This window comes from Mesorhizobium sp. J428, assembly GCF_024699925.1.
Lineage (GTDB): Bacteria > Pseudomonadota > Alphaproteobacteria > Rhizobiales > Rhizobiaceae > Mesorhizobium_A.
The window spans coordinates 4,212,184-4,232,509 of the sequence record NZ_JAJOMX010000001.1; the positions used below are offsets into that span (position 1 = coordinate 4,212,184).

General features: G+C 65.6%; 18 protein-coding genes and 3 pseudogenes. 6 read left to right on the forward strand and 15 right to left on the reverse strand.

Translation table 11 applies throughout. The annotated features are described in order from the left end of the window. Positions 1-32 precede the first annotated feature (32 nt). Both LRS09_RS21140 and LRS09_RS21145 read right to left on the reverse strand, forming a co-directional pair. Positions 33-1,523, reverse strand: a complete 1,491-nt coding sequence (locus LRS09_RS21140; RefSeq protein ID WP_257808874.1) for an NAD(P)/FAD-dependent oxidoreductase — start codon at positions 1,521-1,523, stop codon at positions 33-35. Between the two features lie 97 nt (positions 1,524-1,620). Beyond that, positions 1,621-2,073, reverse strand: a complete 453-nt coding sequence (locus LRS09_RS21145; RefSeq protein ID WP_257808875.1) for a cupin domain-containing protein — start codon at positions 2,071-2,073, stop codon at positions 1,621-1,623. 231 nt (positions 2,074-2,304) lie between these two features. On the opposite strand from LRS09_RS21145, the gene LRS09_RS21150 reads away from it, so the two are divergent. Further along, positions 2,305-3,273, forward strand: a complete 969-nt coding sequence (locus tag LRS09_RS21150; protein ID WP_257808876.1) for an AraC family transcriptional regulator — start codon at positions 2,305-2,307, stop codon at positions 3,271-3,273. Positions 3,274-3,276: 3 nt separating this feature from the next. On the opposite strand, the gene LRS09_RS21155 is transcribed toward LRS09_RS21150, so the two are convergent. From LRS09_RS21155 to LRS09_RS21185, 7 genes and pseudogenes are all read right to left on the reverse strand, one after another. Beyond that, entirely contained in the window at positions 3,277-3,510 is a 234-nt protein-coding gene (locus LRS09_RS21155; protein ID WP_257808877.1) for a hypothetical protein, read from the reverse strand. 74 nt (positions 3,511-3,584) lie between these two features. Continuing rightward, complete coding sequence (locus tag LRS09_RS21160) at positions 3,585-4,331, reverse strand: SDR family NAD(P)-dependent oxidoreductase (protein WP_257808878.1); 747 nt, start codon at positions 4,329-4,331, stop codon at positions 3,585-3,587. A gap of 11 nt (positions 4,332-4,342) precedes the next feature. Beyond that, a complete protein-coding gene (purF, locus tag LRS09_RS21165) occupies positions 4,343-5,809 on the reverse strand; it encodes an amidophosphoribosyltransferase (RefSeq protein WP_257808879.1) in 1,467 nt (488 codons plus the stop codon). A 49-nt stretch (positions 5,810-5,858) separates the two neighbouring features. Continuing rightward, positions 5,859-6,456 (reverse strand): annotated as a pseudogene (locus LRS09_RS21170) (CvpA family protein). A gap of 18 nt (positions 6,457-6,474) precedes the next feature. After that, a complete protein-coding gene (gene radA / locus LRS09_RS21175) occupies positions 6,475-7,872 on the reverse strand; it encodes a DNA repair protein RadA (RefSeq protein ID WP_257808880.1) in 1,398 nt (465 codons plus the stop codon). Continuing rightward, positions 7,872-9,038: an alanine racemase gene (alr, locus tag LRS09_RS21180; RefSeq protein ID WP_257808882.1), complete on the reverse strand. Its 1,167-nt coding sequence runs from the start codon at positions 9,036-9,038 to the stop codon at positions 7,872-7,874. Before alr ends, radA begins: the two co-directional genes overlap by 1 nt. A gap of 2 nt (positions 9,039-9,040) precedes the next feature. Further along, positions 9,041-10,532: pseudogene (locus tag LRS09_RS21185) on the reverse strand (replicative DNA helicase). Between the two features lie 280 nt (positions 10,533-10,812). On the opposite strand from LRS09_RS21185, the gene LRS09_RS21190 reads away from it, so the two are divergent. Continuing rightward, positions 10,813-11,451: an exopolysaccharide biosynthesis protein gene (locus tag LRS09_RS21190; protein ID WP_257808883.1), complete on the forward strand. Its 639-nt coding sequence runs from the start codon at positions 10,813-10,815 to the stop codon at positions 11,449-11,451. Here the strand turns inward: LRS09_RS21190 and LRS09_RS21195 are convergent, their stop codons facing one another. The 6 genes and pseudogenes from LRS09_RS21195 to LRS09_RS21225 all read right to left on the reverse strand — a co-directional run bounded on the left by LRS09_RS21195 (position 11,452) and on the right by LRS09_RS21225 (position 16,755). Next, entirely contained in the window at positions 11,452-12,723 is a 1,272-nt protein-coding gene (locus LRS09_RS21195; RefSeq protein WP_257808884.1) for a cyclopropane-fatty-acyl-phospholipid synthase family protein, read from the reverse strand. It abuts the gene before it with no gap. A 131-nt stretch (positions 12,724-12,854) separates the two neighbouring features. Next, positions 12,855-13,430, reverse strand: a complete 576-nt coding sequence (rplI, locus tag LRS09_RS21200) for a 50S ribosomal protein L9 (protein WP_257808885.1) — start codon at positions 13,428-13,430, stop codon at positions 12,855-12,857. A gap of 194 nt (positions 13,431-13,624) precedes the next feature. Next, positions 13,625-13,873: a 30S ribosomal protein S18 gene (gene rpsR, locus LRS09_RS21205; RefSeq protein ID WP_085467663.1), complete on the reverse strand. Its 249-nt coding sequence runs from the start codon at positions 13,871-13,873 to the stop codon at positions 13,625-13,627. Further along, positions 13,873-14,349, reverse strand: coding sequence for a 30S ribosomal protein S6 (rpsF, locus tag LRS09_RS21210; RefSeq protein WP_257808886.1), 477 nt, complete (start codon positions 14,347-14,349; stop codon positions 13,873-13,875). The genes rpsR and rpsF overlap by 1 nt, the downstream gene beginning before the upstream one ends. 222 nt (positions 14,350-14,571) lie before the next feature. Then, positions 14,572-16,534 (reverse strand): annotated as a pseudogene (locus LRS09_RS30405) (LTA synthase family protein). Positions 16,535-16,593: 59 nt separating this feature from the next. Beyond that, on the reverse strand, positions 16,594-16,755 hold the full coding sequence (locus LRS09_RS21225) for a hypothetical protein (protein ID WP_257808891.1): 162 nt from the start codon (positions 16,753-16,755) through the stop codon (positions 16,594-16,596). Between LRS09_RS21225 and fabD the strand changes: the two genes are divergently transcribed. The 4 genes from fabD to fabF all read left to right on the forward strand — a co-directional run bounded on the left by fabD (position 16,739) and on the right by fabF (position 20,249). After that, the gene (gene fabD / locus LRS09_RS21230) at positions 16,739-17,680 is read left to right on the forward strand and encodes an ACP S-malonyltransferase (protein ID WP_257808892.1); all 942 of its coding nucleotides are present in this window, start codon (positions 16,739-16,741) and stop codon (positions 17,678-17,680) included. The two genes, LRS09_RS21225 and fabD, sit on opposite strands and share 17 nt — an antisense overlap. 50 nt (positions 17,681-17,730) lie before the next feature. Further along, positions 17,731-18,468, forward strand: coding sequence for a 3-oxoacyl-[acyl-carrier-protein] reductase (gene fabG / locus LRS09_RS21235; protein WP_257808895.1), 738 nt, complete (start codon positions 17,731-17,733; stop codon positions 18,466-18,468). 211 nt (positions 18,469-18,679) lie between these two features. After that, complete coding sequence (locus LRS09_RS21240) at positions 18,680-18,916, forward strand: acyl carrier protein (protein ID WP_085464877.1); 237 nt, start codon at positions 18,680-18,682, stop codon at positions 18,914-18,916. 70 nt (positions 18,917-18,986) lie between these two features. Further along, positions 18,987-20,249: a beta-ketoacyl-ACP synthase II gene (gene fabF / locus LRS09_RS21245; protein WP_257808896.1), complete on the forward strand. Its 1,263-nt coding sequence runs from the start codon at positions 18,987-18,989 to the stop codon at positions 20,247-20,249. Positions 20,250-20,326: the final 77 nt, after the last annotated feature.

The following is a 20,326-nucleotide window of genomic DNA, read 5'->3' on the forward strand; positions in this document are numbered from 1 at the left end:
AGAGGGAAGGGCGGCTTCGCGCCGCCCTCCGTTCACGCCGCCATATATTGCGGCGCCGACTTCAGGTAGCGCGCATAGGCGTCGGCATTGGGCGGCGACAGGTTCTCGGCCAGCGGATTGAGCTTGCGCTCCTTCGCGCCGATGTCGTCCAGGATCTCGTCGAAATGCTTGAAATGGTAGGGCGCGACGCAGAGCCCGCCATAGACGCCGGCCGCCGGCCGTTCCTTGCGCTTCCAGTTCAGCATCATCTCGATATTGTCGTTCATCTCGGCAGGCGTCGGCTGCTTGGCCAGCTGCCCGTCGGCGTAGCGGACCAGCCAGTTGGCGGCGAGTTCTGCGCAGAGCACGGTGCAGAACGACGAATTGAAGCCGACGAATCCCATGTCGGGCAGGTCCGGATTGGCGATGATGCGATAGAGGCGGTATTGCCCATCCGGCTCCACCAGCTTCCTGCGATACTCCTCGGGCAGGAACGGCACGCCGAGCTTCCAGCCGACCGCGAGCACAGCGATGTCGACACCGACCCGCTCGCCGCCCGAGAGAGCGACGGTCTTGCCCTCGTAGTGATCGAACGTGCCCTGAATCGCCTTAATCCGCCCGTCCGCCACCATGTCGTAGAGGCCGGGGGTGACGATCGGCACCGAACAGTTGATGCCGGTCTCGATCGGAGTCTTGGGCTTCAGGCCGGTCTTCTTCAGCTTGAGCTGCATCGACAGCAGGCTTTCCAGCGCCCGCCAGTTCGCCCAGACGACGGGCCGGGCGATCGCATGGTTGATCCGCGCCATCGCGGTCTGGCCCCAGCCGGGGAACATCTTCTCCTGCGCGCGGATGTAGAGGATGCGCTTGAAGTTGATCAGGCCGCCGATGAAGTAGGGGATGCGCCACACGGCTTCGCGATAGACGATCGTCACCTGCGACGCGCCCGACTTCACCGCGTTGACGGCAATGTCGGTCGCCGACTTCGAGAAGCCCAGCACGACGACGCGCTTGCCCCTCACTATCGACGGGTCGGTGTAGTCGGACGAGTGCATCACCTGCCCCCCGGCGGCGGTAAAGCCGTCCTGGCCCGGATGGGAGAGCATGTTCTTGTCGCTGAACTGGCCGGTGCACACCGCGACGAAATCGTAGCTTTCCGCCGTCTCCGGCTGCCCCTTCGGCGCAAGCGTCAGGGCCCAGCCCGGCTTGCCGTCTTCGCGGCGCGCCATACCGGTGACGGAGGTGTCGAACCGGATCAGGCGGGTGATGCCGTTCTCCCTGGCGTAGTCCGCGAGATAGGCATGCACCTGCGGGCCTTTCGGCCATTCGGGATAGGCCTCCGGCATCGGCTTCGACGTATAGCGGTAGAGCTCTTTCGGGCTCTGCGTCTGCACGTCGGGATAGGAACGCGAGGGCTCCCAGACGCCGCCGAGATCATGGCTGCGCTCGATGACCGTCACATTATGACCGCGTTCCCGAAACGCCTTCGCAGCGGCAAGCCCGCTCACGCCCGCGCCGATGACGCAGACCGTCTTCTTCTCGACCATGTTGGTTGCTCCTTAGGCGGCAGGCATGGCTCCGCCGGGCGCAGCCGATTGCTGCGCTCCCGGGGCCGTCGCGCGGCCGCAGTCGGTGGGGGTTAGCTCAGGTGTTGGCCTCGGGCGGCAGGAAGTCGACCTCATGCGCGGCCGAGACTTTCACCACCTCGTCCGTGTCCGTCATATTGTCGAGCTTCTTGAACAGGTCCTCCAGCATGCCGGCGGGCGAGACCCAGAACAGCGCGCGCGTCGGCTTGTCGGACTTGTTGAAATAGCCGTGCGGAATGCCGCGGGGCATGCGCACCAGGTCGCCGGCCTTCGCCTTCACCCACTGTCCGTCGAGCTTCAGGTCGAGCTCGCCTTCCTGCACGAGGATGAATTCGTCCTGCGTCGGATGGATGTGCACCGGCACGAACTGGCCGGGGTCGCTGTTGGTCTCGAAGGCGAAAGTGCTGTCGCAGACGGCCTTCGGGAAATAGACCTGGCCAAGGATGTTCCACGTCGTCCCGGCAAAGCCGGAGCCGTTCGCGGTGATGCCTTTGTCGAGTTGCTTGGTCATGTACGGATCCCATTGTGTTTGACACGAGGCGTTCTGGCGACGCCTTCCATGTTCCGCGGCGACAATGCCACGGCCGCCGGGCCGCCTCTATCCGCGATGCGCACCGACTATCCGGAAAACGAATCCGATTTGCCGCTGCGGCCGAAGGCCGCGAAATCCGTTTGGAAACCGGCAAAGCGATGCTAACGTAACGGCATGCACGCTGAAGCCGGTTCTCCGCCTGCGGTTCCGTTGTCTAGCCACGTCCTGTTCCAGTCGGATGATCTCGACTGCGCCAGGGAACGGGTTGCGCAGAAGTTCTGCCGCCATCGCCTCGACATCATCGGCGACAAGCGGTTCTTCCGCGCGGCACATCATCATTTGCCCGGCGACATGATCTCGCTGAACTACATCAGCTACGGCGCTGACGTGCTGATCGATCCAGGCGAACTCACCGATTTCTATCTGATCCAGATGCCGGTCGCCGGCTCGGCGACGATCCGCAACGGCCACAAGGAGTTCCTGACCGACCGCTCGACGGCGTCGATCCTCAACGCCGACCTCGCCACGCGCATGCGCTGGTGGCAGGGCTGCGCGCAGATCCTGATCCAGATCCGCAAGGCGCCGTTCCTCGATTTCGCCGAGCGCGTGCTCGACCGCGAACTGCCGGGCCCGGTGATCTTCGACCCGCTGGTCGATTTCTCCCGGCCCCAGATGCAGTCGTGGCGAGGCTTTGCGAACGGCCTGTTCTATTCGGCGGAAGCGCTGGCCAACGCGCCGCACGGCGCGGAAATCCAGATGGCCTTCAACGAGCAGCGGCTGATGGAGATCTTCCTGCGCGAACAGCCGAACAACATGTCGCTGTTCATGGACGGCGGGGCGAAGGGGCCGTCGCCCAGGCACCTGCGCCGCGCCGACGAATATATCCGCGAGCATGCCGGACTGCCGATCTCGCTGCTCGACATCGCGGATGCGGCGGGCGTCAATGCGCGCACGCTTCAGATCGCCTACAAATCGGCCTATGGCGTGTCGCCGATGCAGGCTCTGCAAAGGGAGCGGCTGAAACGCGTGCGCTTCGAACTGCTGGCGAGCGGCGGCCGGGCCAATATCACCGAGACGGCGATGAAATGGGGCTTTGCCCATCTCGGCCGCTTCTCAGGCGACTACCGGCGCGCCTTCGGCGAGCTGCCGCGCGAGACGGCGCGGCGCGCGGCGGACTAGGTCTTATTCCTCGGCCGGCGCCGCAGGCGCATCGTCGCCATAGTTTTCGCCTTCCATGAAGGAGGACGCGGTCGGGATGCACTGCAGCGACCAGCCCGTCTCCACGGGCGTCTTCTTGTATTCCTCGATCGCCGCGACGCATTCGTCCCGCGTCTCGAACGCGCTCGGCATCACCGCCATGCCGCCGCCCGGGCCGGCGACGACCAGATACCAGATATAGACGGCTGCGGCAGACATGTCGGGTCTCCGAATCTTGATGATACCGCCGTAGGCTGCGCTTCAAAAGCGGCGCAAGCCGGGCGGAGTAAAGCCTATTCCGGCTGCCGGTAATCCGTCCAGCCGCCCTTGCGGACGTTCCAGATGCGGCCGGTGTCGGTCAGCGACGAGGCTGCCAGGCCCAGGATGCTCGCGGCGACGTCGGCCGGGACGGGCAGAGTGTCCGGGTTCTCTCCCGGCATCGCCTGCGCCCGCATCGCAGTGCGGGTCGCGCCCGGATCGACGATGTTGACCCTGAGCGCCATGTTCTTCGTCTCGTCGGCCCAGGAGCGGGCCAGCGCTTCGACGGCGGCCTTGGAGGCTGCGTAGGGCGCCCAGAAGGCGCGGGCGGAATGCGCCGCGCCCGACGAGATCACGATCGCCCGGCCTGCATCCGAAAGCCGCAGCAGCGGGTCGACCGAGCGGATCAGCCGCCATGTGCCGGTGACGTTGACCGCCATCACCTTGTCGAACACCTTTGCCTCGACATGGCCGATCGGCGCGATCACGCCGAGCACGCCGGCGTTCGCCACCAGAATGTCGAGCTTGCCCCAGCGCTGGTGGATCGAGCCGCCGAGACGGTCGATGCCGGCCATGTCGGTCAGGTCGAGCGGCACCAGGGTCGCGGACCCGCCGGCCGCCTTGATCTCGTCGTCCAGCTCCTCCAGCCCGCCGACGGTGCGCGCAACGGCAATCACATGCGCTCCGGCGGCGGCCATCTGCTTCGCCAGATGATAGCCGATGCCGCGCGACGCGCCGGTGACGAGCGCGACGCGCCCGGAAAGGTCGGGTGTTTCGGTCATGTCGTCTTCCGTCAGGCCCGTGTGGCTAGAACCGAGAGTGTGCGGACATTGTCCGCGCCTTCATGGTCCATCAGGCGGGTCGGATATTGCGTCGTGAAGCAGGCGTCGCAGAACTGCGGCTGGTCGTTGTCGCGCGCGGCCTCGCCGACGGCGCGATAGAGCCCGTCGATCGACAGGAAGCCGAGCGAATCGACGCGGATGAAGTCGGCCATCTCCTTGACCGACATGCGCGACGCGAGAAGCTTCGAGGTCTCGGGCGTGTCGACGCCGTAGAAACAGGAGGCGCGGGTGGGCGGCGAGGCGATGCGCATGTGCACTTCCCTGGCGCCCGCGTCGCGCACCATCTGCACGATCTTCTGCGAGGTCGTGCCGCGCACGATCGAATCGTCGACGAGCACCACGCGCTTGCCCTCGATCATCGAGCGGTTGGCATTGTGCTTCAGCTTCACGCCCATGTGGCGGATCGAATCGCCCGGCTGGATGAAGGTGCGGCCGACATAGTGGTTGCGGATGATGCCGAGCTCGAAGGGCAGTTTGGCTTCCTGCGAGAAGCCGATGGCCGCCGGTGTGCCGGAATCTGGCACCGGCACGATGATGTCGGCATCGACCGGGCTTTCCTTGGCCAGTTCCATGCCGATGCGCTTGCGCACGTCATAGACGTTGCGGCCCTCGACCGACGAGTCCGGCCGCGAGAAGTAGACATACTCGAAGATGCAGAACCGCGATTTCTGCGGCTCGAACGGGAACAGGCTCTCGATGCCCTTCGAAGTGATGACCACCATCTCGCCGGGCTTCAGATCACGGACGAACCGCGCGCCGATGATATCCAGCGCGCAGGTCTCTGAGGCGAGGATCCAGGCGCCGTCGAGGTCGCCCAGCACCAGCGGCCGGATGCCGAGCGGGTCGCGGCAGCCGATCATCTTCTTCGACGACAGCGCGACCAGCGAGAACGCACCCTCGATCTGGCGCACCGCGTCGATGAAGCGCGCATTGAGGTCGCGCTCCTTGCTCATCGCCACGAGATGCAGGATCGTCTCGGTGTCCGAGGTGGACGAGAAGATCGCGCCCTGCTTCTGCAGCGTGCGCTGCACGGTCATCGCATTGGTCAGGTTGCCGTTGTGCGCAACCGCGAAGCCGCCGTCGGCGAGCTCGGCGAAAAAGGGCTGGATGTTGCGCACGCCCGCACCGCCGGTGGTGGCATAGCGCGTATGGCCGATGGCGCGGCTGCCCTTGAGGCTGTCGATCACCGCCTGCTTGGTGAAGGTGTCGCCGATCAGGCCGACATGGCGCTCGACATGGAACTGGCTGCCGTCGAAGGAGACAATGCCCGCCGCCTCCTGGCCGCGGTGCTGCAGCGCATGCAGGCCGAGCGTGACGATCGCGGCCGCGTCCTGGCGTCCGAAGATGCCGAAGACCCCGCACTCGTCGTGGAAGCCGTCGCCGTCCGACGAAAAAGGCGTGTCATGCACGTCAGCCATATGTCGTGCTCCCTAAAGGTAAGAACCGCGGCAGGCCGCGGTTCCGTGGTCAGTTGCTCGTTTCGCCTTCCGGCTCCGGTTCCGCCGGCGTATCGGCCGCCGGTGCGTTCTCGTCTGCCGCGGGCGCGTCGTTCGACCCGATCGGCAGTTTGCCGAGGATCGATTTGTCCGGATCGTCCGGCAAAAGCGCCTGCAGCCGCTGCCCGATCGTCTCCAGCAGCGGCCGCGACTTGGCGTTGGCGATCCATGAGGGCTGGTTCGTACCCGACGAGCCAGTTGAAGAACAACAGGCCGACGGCCACCACCAGGATGCCGCGCGCGGCGCCATAGAGGAAGCCGAGCGTGCGATCGAGCGCGCCAACACGGCTGTCGATGATGAAATCGGCGATCTTCATTGTGATCACGGTCACCACGATCAGCGCGATGAAGAACACGATCGCCGCAGAGACGGCGAGTGCGAGCTGCTTCTGGTCCACATAGGGTGTCACATAAGGCAGCACCATGGGGTAGAAGAAAAATGCCGCAGCCGCAGCCGCTACCCAGGAGGCGATCGACAGGACCTCGCGCGACAGCCCGCGCACCATCGCCAGCATCGCCGAGACGAGGGTGAAGCCGACGAGAATTCCGTCCAGCAATGTGATCGGCATCGTGTCTCCCGTTCCGTGTCAGTCGTCGTCGCTGCGGCGCTTCGATCCGGCAATCCGGGCAACGAGATCGGCAAGGTGCTCCGGCTGGGTCGAACGGATGGACAGCGCAGTCGGCAGCTCGCCCGACGAAGCGGGCATCACCGCCTGCCGGAATCCGAGCTTTTCCGCTTCTTTGAGACGCTGCGCCGCGTGCGCCACTGGCCTGATGGCTCCCGATAGGCTGATTTCGCCGAAATAGACGCAATCCGCCGGAAGGGCAAGGCCGGTCAGGGACGAAACCAGCGCGGCGGCGACCGCGAGATCGGCAGCCGGCTCCGAAATCCTGTAGCCGCCCGCAACGTTGAGATAGACGTCGTGCGTGGCGAAGCGCACGCCGCAATGCGCCTCGAGCACTGCCAGTACCATCGACAGCCGCGCGCTGTCCCAGCCGACCAGGGAGCGCCGCGGCGTGCCGAGCGGCGAGGGGGCCACCAGCGCCTGGATCTCCACCAGAACCGGCCTGGTGCCTTCCATGCCGGCGAAAACGGCGGCACCGGGCGCCTTTCCGCTGCGCTCGCCGAGGAACAATTCGGACGGGTTCGCCACGTCGCGCAGGCCTTTGTCCGACATCTCGAACACGCCGATCTCGTCGGTCGGGCCGAAGCGGTTCTTGATTGTGCGCAGGATGCGGTAGTGGTGGCCGCCTTCGCCCTCGAAGTAGAGCACGGCGTCGACCATGTGCTCGACGACGCGGGGGCCCGCGATCTGGCCTTCCTTGGTGACATGGCCGACGAGCACGATGGCAGCACCCGTCGACTTGGCGTAGCGGATCATCGCCTGCGCCGAGGCGCGCACCTGCGTCACCGTGCCCGGGGCCGATTCGGCAAGGTCCGTCCACAGCGTCTGGATCGAATCGAGGATCACCATGTCTGGCCGCTTGCCGTCGGCAAGCGTGGCGAGAATGTCCTCGACATTGGTCTCCGCAGCGAGCTCCACCGTCGAATCGGCCACGGTGAGGCGCTGGGCGCGCAGCCTGATCTGCGCCACCGCTTCTTCGCCGGAGACGTAGACGACACGGTGCCCGCGCCGCGCCAGCGCCGCGGCCGCCTGAGTCAGCAGTGTCGACTTCCCGATGCCCGGATCGCCACCGACCAGAAGCGCGGAACCGCGCACGAAGCCGCCGCCGGTCACGCGATCCAGCTCGCCGATACCGGAAATGATGCGCGGCGCATCCTCGATGTCGCCGGACAGGCTGGTCAGCGCCACCGCGCGCCCCTTGCGCGCGCTCTTCAGCGTCTGCGGGCCGGAGCCGATGCCGCCGGCCGTGCCTTCCTCGACCAGCGTGTTCCACTCGCCGCAGGCATCGCACTTGCCCGCCCAGCGCTGGTGCACGGCGCCGCAGTTCTGGCAGATGAATTGGGTCCGCGCGCGGGCCATCAGCTTCCCGAAACGTATCGCCGGTGATAGCGCCGCCCCAGCGACGTCAGCAGCTCGTAGGAGATGGTGCCGGCCGCCTCGGCCGCCTCGTCGATCGGCAGGTTCGGCCCGAACAGTTCGATGAAGTCGCCCTTCGCCACCATGTCCGGCCCGAGATCGGTGACGTCGAACATCGTCAGGTCCATCGTCACGCGTCCGAGGATCGGCACGCGCCGGCCCTGGATGAAGCCGTGGCCACCAGGCCGCCCGGTATCGCGCAGCGGGATGCCCGCGGCCGAGGAAGAGCGCGGATAGCCGTCGGCGTAGCCGATCGCCGCGATCGCGATGGTCGTGTCGCGAGCCAGCGTCTGGCTCGCGCCGTAACCGACCGTTTCGCCCGCTTGCGCATAGCGCACCTGAACGATCCGCGCCTCCGCCGTCACGACAGGGCGCATCGGACTTGGAGAGCCCGACACCAGCGCGCCGCCATAGACGGCGATGCCCGGCCGCGTCAGGGAAAAGTGATACTCGGCGCCGAGAAGCACGCCGGGCGAATTGGCCAGGCTTGATTCGATGCCTGGAAAAGCCGCCGCAACCGCTTGGAAAGATTCGAGCTGTCGCCGGTTGAGCGGGTGTGCGGGCTGGTCGGCGCAGGCGAGGTGGCTCATCACCAGGATGGGTTCCACCGCCCGCGTCAGGCTGTTCTCCTCGGCGAAGGACAGCGCCTCCGGCACGGTCAGGCCGAGCCTGTTCATGCCGGTGTCGACATGGATCGCGCAGGGTAGCCGTTCGCCGCTGACGCCCGAGATCACTTCCCAGAGGCGCAGGTCCGCCGGCGAGTTCAACACCGGTATGAGGCGATTCTCGATGTAGAGGCTGCCGGATTCCTCCGAAAACAGCCCGTTGAGCACGTAGATGGTCGCATCGGGCGCCACGGCGCGCACGGCGGCTCCTTCTTCCGGCAGGGCGACGAAGTAGCGCGCGCAGCCGGCCTCGGCCAGCGCCGGCACCACGCGGTCAATGCCGAGGCCGTAGGCGTCGCCCTTGACGACGCCGGCAGTCAGGGCTGGCTCGCAGATCTTCGCCAGCGCGGCATAGTTCGCCTTGAGCGCGTCGAGGTGGATCGTCAGGCTCCCACCGGCGAAGCGGATGTCGGAACCGGCTGCGTGATGGCTTTCCGACACCACGCCTACTCGAACCGCTCGGGCAGGTGATGCTCTTCGGCCAGGTCCGAGAAGCGGGTGAACTCGCCGTGGAAGGCGAGCGACACGGTGCCCGTCGGTCCGTGGCGCTGCTTGGCGATGATGACCTCGGCCTTGCCGCGCGCCTCGTTCATCTCATTCTCCCACTTCACATAGTCCTCGGTGCCGAACTTCGGCTCCTTGTTCTTGAGGTAGTATTCCTCGCGATACACGAAAATGACCACGTCCGCGTCCTGCTCGATGGAGCCGGATTCGCGCAGGTCCGAAAGCTGCGGGCGCTTGTCATCGCGGCTTTCCACCTGGCGGGAAAGCTGCGAGAGCGCGATGATCGGCACGCCGAGCTCCTTGGCCAGCGCCTTGAGGCCCGTGGTGATTTCGGTGATCTCCTGCACGCGATTCTGTGATGCCTTGGCGCTCGAGCCCTGCATCAGCTGGATATAGTCGATCACGATGACGTCGAGGCCGCGCTGCCGCTTCAGTCGCCGGGCGCGCGCGGCGAGCTGCGCGATCGATATGCCGCCTGTCTGGTCGATATAGAGCGGGATCTTCTGCAGGGTCTGCGTGCAGGCGACCAGCTTTTCGAAGTCCGCTTCCGTCAGGTCGCCGCGCCGGATCTTGGAGGAGGGGACTTCCGCCTGCTCGGAGATGATGCGGGTGGCGAGCTGCTCGGACGACATTTCGAGCGAGAAGAAACCGATGACTCCGCCGTTCGCCGCCTTGAACGAGCCGTCGGCCTGCTGCGCCGGCACATAGGCCTCGGCGATGTTGAACGCGATGTTGGTCGCCAGCGACGTCTTGCCCATGCCGGGACGCCCTGCGAGGACGATCAGGTCGGAGGCCTGCAGGCCGCCCATGCGGTTGTCGAGGTCGCGCAGGCCGGTCGCGATGCCGGACAGGTGTCCGTCGCGCTGATAGGCCGCCGCCGCCATGTCGATCGCCGTGCGCACCGCATCGCCGAAGCTCTCGAAGCCGCCGTCGTAGCGCCCGGTCTCGGCGAGCTCGAACAGGCGCCGCTCGGCATCCTCGATCTGTTCCGACGGCGACATGTCGACGGGCGCGTCATAGGCGATGTTGACCATGTCCTCGCCGACCGTGATCAGCGCGCGCCGCGTCGCCAGGTCGTAGATCGCCCGGCCGTAGTCCGCCGCGTTGATGACCGTCACCGCCTCGGCCGCGATGCGCGCGAGATAGTGCGGGCACGGTCAGGTCGCCGATCTTGCCGTCGGTGGGAAGGAAGGTCTTGATCGTCACCGGGCTGGCCATCTTGCCCATCCGGATCAGCTCGCCGGCCACCTCGAAGATCTTGCGGTGCAGCGGCTCGTAGAAATGCGACGGCTTCAGGAAGTCGGAGACGCGGTAATAGGCGTCGTTGTTAACCAGGATCGCGCCCAGCAGCGCCTGCTCGGCCTCGATATTATTCGGCGCCTCGCGGTAGAGCGGCGTCTCCGCGGGGGCGTTCTTGCGCAGTGCTTCAGCCATGATGTCCCGTCACTTCCTCGGGATTGAGCTAACAGCACGACGCGCTCGCCGGGGCGACTTTCCTTCGGAACTGCCCACGATTCACAGGCGTCGCGAAAGTGGGCGGATTTCCTGTTGACGCGAATCAAGCACTCAAGATAGCGCCTCCGTCTCCGGAACAAAACAGGAATATGGCTGAAACCGGCACGATGGAGTCCAAAAATCCGGCGCAATCTCCATGCCTTAACCTGATCGCAAGCCGGGTCGGACAGCTTGGCGGCATCAGTTGAAGGAGCCAGCCTTGAGCATCGAATTCGCCGACACCAGGGAATCGCTCTACCAGGCGCTGACGCGGGCGATCGATTCCATCGAGGGGTCGACCATCACTCTGCGCAAGCTGCTGGCCCTCGTCGGCGAGCACGGGCTTCTCTTCCTCTGCGCGCTGCTGACGATCCCCTTCCTGATCCCAGTCTCGATTCCCGGCGTGAGCACGGTCTTCGGCGCGGCGATCATTCTGGTCTCGATCGGCATCACCACGAACCGGATGCCGTGGCTGCCGGACAGGATCATGGACAAGGAGATGGATGCCGTAAAACTCTCCGGCATCCTGCGGCGCGGCGCCGAAGTCGTCGCCAAGGTCGAGACCTACATCCGTCCGCGCGCGCAGGGGATCACCGGCAGCGGCATCGCGAGCCGCATCAACGGTCTCGCTTTGATCTTCGCCGGCGTGCTCCTGATGGCGCCGCTCGGCCTTGTGCCATTCTCCAACACGCTGCCGGCCTTCGCGATCCTGCTGCTCGCGGTCGGCATGTCGCAACGCGACGGCCTCGTCGTGCTCGCCGGCTACGCGATGATCGTCGCCACGCTCATCTATTTCGGCGTGCTCGCCTGGCTCGCCTTTGCAGCCGGGCAGGGCCTGGCCGGCTTCTTCGGCGGCTGATCAGCCGTCTTCGCGCTGCCGGTTGCGCCGCCTGGGCGATGGCTCGTCGCGGTCTTCGCCGCGCAGTTCGTCTTCCGCCTCGGCAATGTAGTCGCGCGTGATCGGCAGCACCGCGTTCGATTTCGTCAGCTGGATCTGGAACACCACGAGGTCCTGCCACCGGAACGAGGCTTCGGACGCCGCGAGGTAGAACTCCCACATCCGGCAGAAGCGCTCGTCATAGAGCGCCTTGGCTTTGTCGCGGTTGGCGAGGAAACGCTCGCGCCAGGCCTTGAGCGTCTCGGCATAGTGCAACCGCAGCACTTCGACATCCGTCACCGCGAGCCCCGACCGCTCGATCGCCGGCAGTATCTCCGACAGTGCGGGGATGTAGCCGCCGGGGAAGATGTATTTGCGGATAAACGCGTTCGTCGCCACCGGCCGGCCGCTGCGCCCGATCGTGTGCATCAGCATCACGCCGTCCGGCTTCAGCAGCGAGGCCGCCTTGTCGAAGTAGGTCTGGAAGTGGTTCACGCCGACATGCTCGAACATGCCGACCGACACGATGCGGTCGAACCGCTCCTGCAGGTCGCGATAGTCGCGCAGCTCGAAATGGACGTGGTTCTCGAGGTGTTCGGACTGGGCGCGCTGGGTGGCGACGGCGTGCTGTTCGGTGGACAGCGTCACGCCCAGCACGCTCGCGTCGAAATGCCGGGCGAGATAGAGGCCGAGCCCGCCCCAGCCCGAGCCGATGTCGAGCACGCTCAGCTGCGGGCTCATCCGCAGCTTGGCCGCGAGATGCCGCTTCTTGGCCTCCTGTGCCTCCTCGAGCGTCATGTCGGGCCGCTCGTAATAAGCGCAGGAATACTGCATGTCCGTGTCGAGGAAGAGCCGGTAGAGCTCGCCGGACAGATCGTAGTGGCTGTGGACGTTGGCGCGGGATCGCGCGGCATTGTTCAGTTGGTGCACGCGGCGCAGGCCGTAGCGGATGCCCTCGATCGCGCGCGCCCACACCGCCTCGACGCCGGCTGGTCCCATGTTCTGGAACGCGATGCGCACCAGTTCGAAGACGTCGCCCTCGACGATGTCGATCTCGCCGTCCATATAGGCTTCGGGCAGCGCCAGCGTCGGGTCCAGCGCCATGGCGATTTCGGCGTGGCGCGTGTGGATCACCACATGCACATGCTGGCCGCTGCCATCCCCGAAATGAACCGATTTTCCCTTGGGCCCCGTGACGGTGAGGTTCCCCGTCCGGACCAGCCCGCTGACCACACTCTGCAGGAGTCTGTTCATCATGCAATTCCCGATACTAAGGTAGGCTTAATATAGCGGGGCTTGCAAATTCGGCAATTGTTCCAGTCGCTGGAACGATAAGGCCCAGGCGTTGCCGCCCGGGCCTCTCATGCTCAGCCGATCGTGTCGGATCAGGCTTCTTCGTCTTCTTCCGCGTTCGGATCGAAGAAGGCGTCCGGACGGGCGTTCTCGTTGATGTCGTCGCCGTAGATCGCCTCGGCGGTCGTCAGCGTTTCGCCCTTGGCCTGGCGTTCGGCCTCGTCGGCGGAGCGGGCGATGTTGAGCGTGATCGTGACCTCGACCTCCGGGTGGAGCGCGATCGCGACGTTGCGCAGGCCGATCTCCTTGATCGGCTGGTTGAGCTCGACCTGGTTGCGCGAGACGGTGAAGCCCTCGGCGGTCAGCAGGTCGGCGATGTCGCGGGTCGAGACCGAACCGTAGAGCTGGCCGGTCTCGCCGGCGGAGCGCACGGCCACGAACGACTTGCCGTCGAGCTGGTCGGCGATCTTCTGGGCTTCGGACTTGCGCTCGAGGTTGCGGGCTTCGAGCTGGGCGCGCTGGCCTTCGAACTTCTTCTTGTTGGCCTCGTTGGCGCGCAGCGCCTTGCCCTGCGGCAGGAGGAAATTGCGGGCAAATCCGTCCTTGACCTTGACGGTCTCGCCCATCTGGCCGAGGCGGGAAATGCGTTCGAGGAGAATGACTTCCATGGTCTTGTCCTTTCAGAACCGCAAGCGGTTGATTCAGAATCTGAAAGGCAGGGAGCAAGTGGGACGCATGGGCGTCCGTGTCGCTGTCCTGCCGGTTGGCAGTTAGGGCATCGCCCAACCCGGGATTTGGGATCGCGCCCTGCCGTGCCCGTCACGGGAGGGGGAGGCGGGCGGAAGAACCGCCCGCTTCGAGATCAGCGCACTACGTACGGCAGGAGCGCGAGGAAGCGGGCACGCTTGATCGCCTGGGCGAGTTCGCGCTGCTTCTTCTGGCTGACGGCCGTGATGCGGGACGGAACGATCTTGCCGCGCTCGGAAATGTAGCGCTGCAGGAGACGCACGTCCTTATAGTCGATGCGCGGCGCATTGGCGCCCGAGAACGGGCAGGTCTTGCGACGGCGGTGGAAGGGGCGCCGCTGCGGGGCGGAAACGGTCTCGGCCATTATTCTGCTGCTCCTTCGAAGTTGTCGCGCGGACGGCGCGGACCACGGTCACCACCATCACGGTCGCCGCCGAAGCTGCGCGGCGGACGGTCGCCGCGTTCGCGGTCGCCGAAGCGGGACGGACGGTCGCCACGATCACCGCGGTCGTCGCGGTCGCGCTTCTGCAGCATCGCGGACTGGCCTTCCTCGTGCTTGTCGACCTTGATGGTCATGAAGCGGAGGACGTCTTCCGACAGGCCCATCTGACGCTCCATCTCCTTGACGGCGGCTGCCGGCGCGGTGATGTCCATCAGCGTGTAATACGCCTTGCGGTTCTTGTTGACGCGGTAGGTAAGGGACTTCAGTCCCCAGTTCTCGACCCGGCCCACCGAACCACCACCCGCGGAGATGACGCCCTTGTACTGTTCGACAAGTGCATCGACCTGCTGCGGCGAGAGGTCCTGCCGGGCAAGGAACACGTGCTCGTAAAGTGCCATTCGTTCTTTGCCTTTCTTCGTTTCCCTGTCGGTCCCGGCGGCAAAAGCCTCTGCAACTTCTCTTTGACCCTCAGGGCGATCGCCGTTTGGGGAAGAAAGGAGCATGACGAGACGGTCGAGAGCGGAGACACGGGAGGCGGAAGGACTTTTCCTTCACGACGGAGGCGTCAAGCCTCCGGCCCTCCGTTCAGCCCCCAGCTGGGACCGGCAGATTGCGCGCGCTTATACAGGGTTTCGGGTGAATGGCAAGCCGTAGGGCCCTGCGATGAGCGGTCCGACCGGCGAACGCTTCGGGAAGAAGCGCTTGGCGCCGAACCTGTCGCCAAACAGCACGTCGTACTGCAGCAGGCGCATGTCCGAGATCAGCGGTTCGATCCTCTCGCTGCGCGACCAGTCGCGCACGTCCTTGCCCTGCGGGTCGATCAGGATGTGCCGGTCGACCACGCTGTAGCGCTCGTGCAGTTCGCCGAGCACGCCGGTGTAGTAGGGATGCTCAATGCCTGCCTGCCGCAGCACCAGCAGCGGCATGAAGGAGGGGCTCACCGTCCCGATATCCTTGGCCACGCCCTTGCGGTTCGACCAGACGACCAGCGGCGTCTCGCGCACCCGCTTCATCTCGTCCGCAGAACCGTTCCGCGGAGCGACATTGTCTTTCAGGAAGCCGGTGTTCACATAGGCAGGCCCGAGCGGCGGCAGATGGTCGCCGAAATAGGCGATCACGGTCGGGCGGTCGCGCTGTTCAGCCCACTCGATCAGCCGGCGGAACGACTTGTCCGCATCGTGCATGCCTTCGGAGAAGGTGGCGATGGAACCGCGGGTCCAGTCGTCCTTGCCGCCCGAGACGCGAATGGACTCCTCCGGATAGCGTCCCGGCTCGTATGGACCGTGGCTCTGCAGCGTCACCGCGAACAGGAACAGCGGATCGGCCGCCTGATCGGCACGCGCGATGATCTGGTCGACGAGAGCCGCGTCGGAGACCAGCGTGCCGCGCTTCTCCATCGCGGGCAGGTTCTCGACCGAGCGGAAATCCTCGAAGCCGAACGCCTTGTAGACCTGGGCGCGGTTCCAGAACCACCCTTCGAACGGGTGCATCGCCTGCGTTTCATAGCCCTCGCTGGCGAGGAACGAGGCGAGCGTCGGCGCGCTGTTGCGCACATATTGCTGGGTACGGGATGCTGCCATAAGGCAGAAAGGCGTTCGAAAAACCCGTCAGCGCCTCGAATTCCACATTGGCGGTCATGCCGCCGAACTCCGGCGAGAAGGTATGGCCGGACAGGTGCTCGCGGGTGAAGGCGAGCGGATCGGGCGTCAGCGTTACGCCGGGCAGGCGGGTCGGGTCCCAGAACGATTCGCTCATCACCATGATGATGTCGGGGCGTTCCCGCGGCATCGAGATCGGCTGCAGTTCCGGCATGCCGATCTTCTGGATGGCCTCCTCCGAATAGCCCTTGGGCGCTGCGACCTTCGCCATTGGCACGTTGAGCGCGAAGGCGAGCGTGAAGCCGTTGTGCTGGTAGTTGGCCTTCTGGTCCCACATCATCGGGCTGATGCGCAGCCGATCGCGGGTCCAGGAGAAGGTGGAGTAGTCGAGGATCGATGCGTAGAGCGCCACCAGCGGCACGGCGACCGCGAGGCGCACGATCCGGGCCGACATCAGGATCGTCCGGCCGCGCCGGCGCCATCCGATCCAGGCGACCGGCACGAGGGCTGCGAGGGCGAGGAGCCCCAGCGCCATCAGGATCGCCGTTCCGATACGTTCGCGCACGAGCAGCGGCAGGAGTTCGAGGATCTGCCGGCTGTAGAGGAAATCGGTCGGATAAAGCGGGTCGCCAAGATAATAGGACTTCTGCAGACCGGTCGCCGCCAGGCCGAGCACCACCGGTGCCAGCACCAGCACGCCCATATGAAGCCGGCCGAGCAGGGCGTCCAGTGCGAGCAGCAGCAGGGTGAACAATGCCACCGTCGCCCAGGCCGGACGGTAGGGTTCGAAGAAGAAGAGAAAAGCTTCCCCGATCGATCCGCGCGCCACTGATTCGACCGCCAGCGTCAGCAGCGTGGCGATCAGTACGGTGGTGGCGACGTTGCGGGCGGTTCCGAGGCAGTGCGCGGCGCGGCGCGAGAGATGGCCCCGGCGGCGGTGTTCGGACGCGAGAACCGTCCCATCGGCAGATGCATACTCAGACAATTCGCTATCCTCGGCCCGACTGTGGCGCCAAACGACACCTTGCGGTTGTCATGCAACTGTCACAAAAGGAAGGCGTTCCACAGCCGGCGCAATAAAGAATTGTTGCAACGCGTCATTTTCGGCTGCGGATGCGCGGCAGCGCCGGGCTTGACTCCGCGCACCGCGCTGCGCCACACGGGCGTCGAGACGAAACCGGAGAAATCCATGTCGATCGCGTTCACATTTCCGGGCCAGGGCAGCCAGGCCGTCGGAATGGGCAAGGATCTGGCCGACGCGTTTCCCGAGGCGCGCGAGGTCTTCCGCGAGGTCGACGACGCGCTGGGCGAGAAGCTCTCTTCTCTTATGTGGGAAGGGCCGGAGGAAACGCTGACGCTGACGGCCAACGCGCAGCCGGCGCTGATGGCCGTCTCGATGGCCGCGATCCGTGTTCTCGAAGCCCGCGGCGTCACCGTGCTTGATCACGTCGCCTATGTCGCCGGCCATTCGCTCGGCGAATATTCCGCGCTCTGCGCTGCCGGCATGCTGTCGCTCTCCGACACGGCCAGGCTGCTGCGCATCCGTGGCAATGCCATGCAGGCGGCGGTTCCGGTGGGAGAGGGGGCTATGGCGGCGATCATCGGGCTGGAGCCCGTCGACGTCGAGGCGGCCTGCGCCGAGGCCGGCAAGGGCTCGGTCTGTCAGATCGCCAACGACAATGGCGGCGGCCAGCTCGTCATCTCCGGTGCCAAGGCCGCCGTCGAGCAGGCGGCGAAACTGTGCACCGAGAAGGGCGCCAAGCGGGCGCTGATGCTCTCTGTCTCCGCTCCCTTCCATTCCGCCCTGATGGCGCCGGCCGCTGACGCCATGCGCGAGGCGCTTGCCAAGGTCGCGAAAAACCCGCCGGTCGTGCCGGTGATCTCCAACGTCGTCGTCCAGCCGCTGACCGATGCCGAAGAGATCGCGCGCCGCCTCGTGGAGCAGGTCACCGGCCGCGTCCGCTGGCGCGAAACGGTCGAGTGGTTCGCCGCCAACAATATTTCCACGCTGTACGAGATCGGCTCCGGCAAGGTGCTTTCGGGCCTCGCCCGTCGCATCAACCGTGACATCGCGACCGCCAATGTCGGCACGCCCGCCGATATCGAGGCGGCCGTCGCGCAGCTCGCTTAGGCATTCAACCTCCGGCGTCTGCCGGATGGCCAACCGATGGGAGTTACCCCATGTTCGATCTGTCCGGGCGCAAGGCGCTGGTGACCGGCGCAACCGGCGGCCTCGGCGAGGCGATCGCCCGTGCGCTGCATGCGCAGGGCGCGACCGTGGGCATCCACGGGACGCGCCAGGAAAAGCTGGAGGCGCTGGCGGCCGATCTCGGCGACCGGGTCAAGCTCTTCCCGGCCGACCTCGGCAACCGCGAAGAGGTGAAGCAGCTCGGCCAGAAGGCAGAGGCTGAGCTCGGCGGCGTCGACATCCTCGTCAACAATGCCGGCATCACCCGCGACGGGCTGTTCGTGCGCATGTCGGATGACGACTGGGACAAGGTGCTCGAGGTCAATCTCGGCTCGGTCTTCCGGCTGACGCGCGAACTCACGCATCCGATGATGCGCCGCCGCTATGGCCGTATCGTCAACATCACCTCCGTCGTCGGCGTCACCGGCAATCCCGGCCAGGCCAACTATTGCGCCTCGAAGGCGGGCATGATTGGCTTCACCAAGTCGCTGGCGCAGGAGATCGCCAGCCGCAACATCACGGTGAATTGCGTCGCGCCCGGCTTCATCGAATCCGCGATGACCGAGAAGCTCAACGAGAAGCAGAAAGAGGCGATCCTCGGCTCCGTACCGGTGAAGCGCATGGGCGTTGGAGCCGACATCGCGGCCGCCGTGCTCTATCTCGCCTCTTCGGAAGCCGCCTACGTCACCGGCCAGACGCTGCACGTCAATGGCGGCATGGCGATGATTTGAGCACGTTGGAAATGCCGCTTTTCGCCTTGGACGCGGTGGTTTTTTCGTGTAATTCCGCGCTCGACCCCATCGGCGAAGCATGTTTCGACGCTGCAGGTGCCGTCTCCGGAGGCCTCGGGCTCCGTGGTGGACGGTAAGTCTTTTCAGCTTGATTAGCGGCAATCCGGTCGCTAACGAGGTTCAAACAAACGTGAATACGAGGGATGCCCCAATGAGCGACACCGCAGAACGCGTGAAGAAGATCGTCGTCGAGCATCTCGGCGTCGATGCCGAGAAGGTCACCGAAGGCGCGAGCTTCATCGACGATCTGGGCGCTGACAGCCTGGATACGGTCGAACTGGTCATGGCGTTCGAGGAAGAGTTCGGCGTCGAGATCCCGGACGACGCGGCCGAGACCATCCTCACGGTCGGCGACGCTGTGAAGTATATCGAAAAGGCCTCGGCCTGAGTTCGGCTCGGGCGCGCTTCGGCGCGCCCTTTCGGGCCGCATCAGATTCCTTGAGACAAGAGAGACCTGAATGAGGCGCGTCGTCGTTACCGGCATGGGTCTGCTGTCACCCTATGGGGTCGGCGTCGAACATGGCTGGCAACAGCTTCTCTCCGGCAAGAGTGCGGCCCGCACGATCGACAAGTTCGACGTCTCGGACCTGCCCTGCAAGATCGCCTGCAGCATTCCCCGCGGCGACGGCAGCGACAATACCTTCAATCCCGATCAGTTCCTCGAGCCCAAGGAACAGCGCAAGATCGGCGATTTCATCATCTATGGCATCGCCGCCGCCGACGAGGCGCTGAAGGATGCCGGCTGGTCGCCGCAGACGGCGGAAGACCAGAACGCCACCGGCGTTATGATCGGCTGCGGCATCGGCGGCATCGAGGGAATCTCCGAGCAGACGCTGGTGCTGGAGCAGCGCGGCCCGCGCCGCGTCACGCCGTTCTTCATTCCCGGCAACATCATCAACCTCGTCTCCGGCCAGGTCTCGATCCGCCACAAGCTCAAGGGGCCGAACCATGCCGTGGTCACCGCCTGCTCGACGGGCGCGCATGCGATCGGCGACGCCGCGCGCCTCGTCATGCTCGGCGACGCCGACGTCATGGTCGCGGGCGGCACCGAATCGCCGATCACCCGCCTTTCGATCGCCGGCTTCTCCGCCTGCCGTGCGCTGTCGACCGGATGGAACGACACGCCCGAGAAGGCCTCGCGTCCCTACGACCGCGACCGTGACGGCTTCGTCATGGGCGAGGGCGCCGGCATCGTCGTGCTCGAGGAACTGGAGCATGCCAAGGCGCGCGGCGCCAAGATCTACGCCGAATGGACCGGCTACGGCATGTCGGGCGACGCCTACCACATCACCGCCCCGGCGGAGGACGGCGACGGCGCGTTCCGCTCGATGAGCGCTGCGCTGAAGCGCGCGAAGATTTCCGCCGCCGACATCGACTACATCAATGCTCACGGCACCTCCACGATGGCCGACACGATCGAGCTCGGCGCGGTCGAGCGCCTGCTCGGCAATGCCGCCTCGCGGGTGTCGATGTCGTCGACGAAGTCGTCGATCGGCCACCTTCTCGGCGCGGCCGGTTCGGCCGAGGCGATCTTCTCGATCCTGGCGATTCGCGACAACGTCGCGCCTGCGACGATCAACCTGGACAATCCGTCCGCCGAGACGCCGATCGACCTCGTTCCGAACACGCCGCGCAAGCGCGAGATCAACACCGTCCTGTCGAACTCCTTCGGCTTCGGCGGAACCAACGCATCGCTGATATTCCAGCGTTATGCGGGTTGAGCCGGACTGCTCCCAAGGTCCGGCCGGCGACCTGCTTGTTGCGTCAATTTCGCCATATTCGACATTAGTGTCGAGGC

What these genes read in the sequence shown, in the direction of transcription:
- LRS09_RS21140 (WP_257808874.1), bottom strand. Translation starts at nt 1,523, where the DNA reads ATGGTCGAGAAGAAGACGGTCTGCGTCATCGGCGCGGGCGTGAGCGGG.
- LRS09_RS21145 (WP_257808875.1), bottom strand. Translation starts at nt 2,073, where the DNA reads ATGACCAAGCAACTCGACAAAGGCATCACCGCGAACGGCTCCGGCTTT.
- LRS09_RS21155 (WP_257808877.1), bottom strand. Translation starts at nt 3,510, where the DNA reads ATGTCTGCCGCAGCCGTCTATATCTGGTATCTGGTCGTCGCCGGCCCG.
- LRS09_RS21160 (WP_257808878.1), bottom strand. Translation starts at nt 4,331, where the DNA reads ATGACCGAAACACCCGACCTTTCCGGGCGCGTCGCGCTCGTCACCGGC.
- purF (WP_257808879.1), bottom strand. Translation starts at nt 5,809, where the DNA reads ATGGCTGACGTGCATGACACGCCTTTTTCGTCGGACGGCGACGGCTTC.
- radA (WP_257808880.1), bottom strand. Translation starts at nt 7,872, where the DNA reads ATGGCCCGCGCGCGGACCCAATTCATCTGCCAGAACTGCGGCGCCGTG.
- LRS09_RS21195 (WP_257808884.1), bottom strand. Translation starts at nt 12,723, where the DNA reads ATGAACAGACTCCTGCAGAGTGTGGTCAGCGGGCTGGTCCGGACGGGG.
- rplI (WP_257808885.1), bottom strand. Translation starts at nt 13,430, where the DNA reads ATGGAAGTCATTCTCCTCGAACGCATTTCCCGCCTCGGCCAGATGGGC.
- rpsR (WP_085467663.1), bottom strand. Translation starts at nt 13,873, where the DNA reads ATGGCCGAGACCGTTTCCGCCCCGCAGCGGCGCCCCTTCCACCGCCGT.
- rpsF (WP_257808886.1), bottom strand. Translation starts at nt 14,349, where the DNA reads ATGGCACTTTACGAGCACGTGTTCCTTGCCCGGCAGGACCTCTCGCCG.
- fabD (WP_257808892.1), top strand. Translation starts at nt 16,739, where the DNA reads ATGTCGATCGCGTTCACATTTCCGGGCCAGGGCAGCCAGGCCGTCGGA.
- fabG (WP_257808895.1), top strand. Translation starts at nt 17,731, where the DNA reads ATGTTCGATCTGTCCGGGCGCAAGGCGCTGGTGACCGGCGCAACCGGC.
- LRS09_RS21240 (WP_085464877.1), top strand. Translation starts at nt 18,680, where the DNA reads ATGAGCGACACCGCAGAACGCGTGAAGAAGATCGTCGTCGAGCATCTC.
- fabF (WP_257808896.1), top strand. Translation starts at nt 18,987, where the DNA reads ATGAGGCGCGTCGTCGTTACCGGCATGGGTCTGCTGTCACCCTATGGG.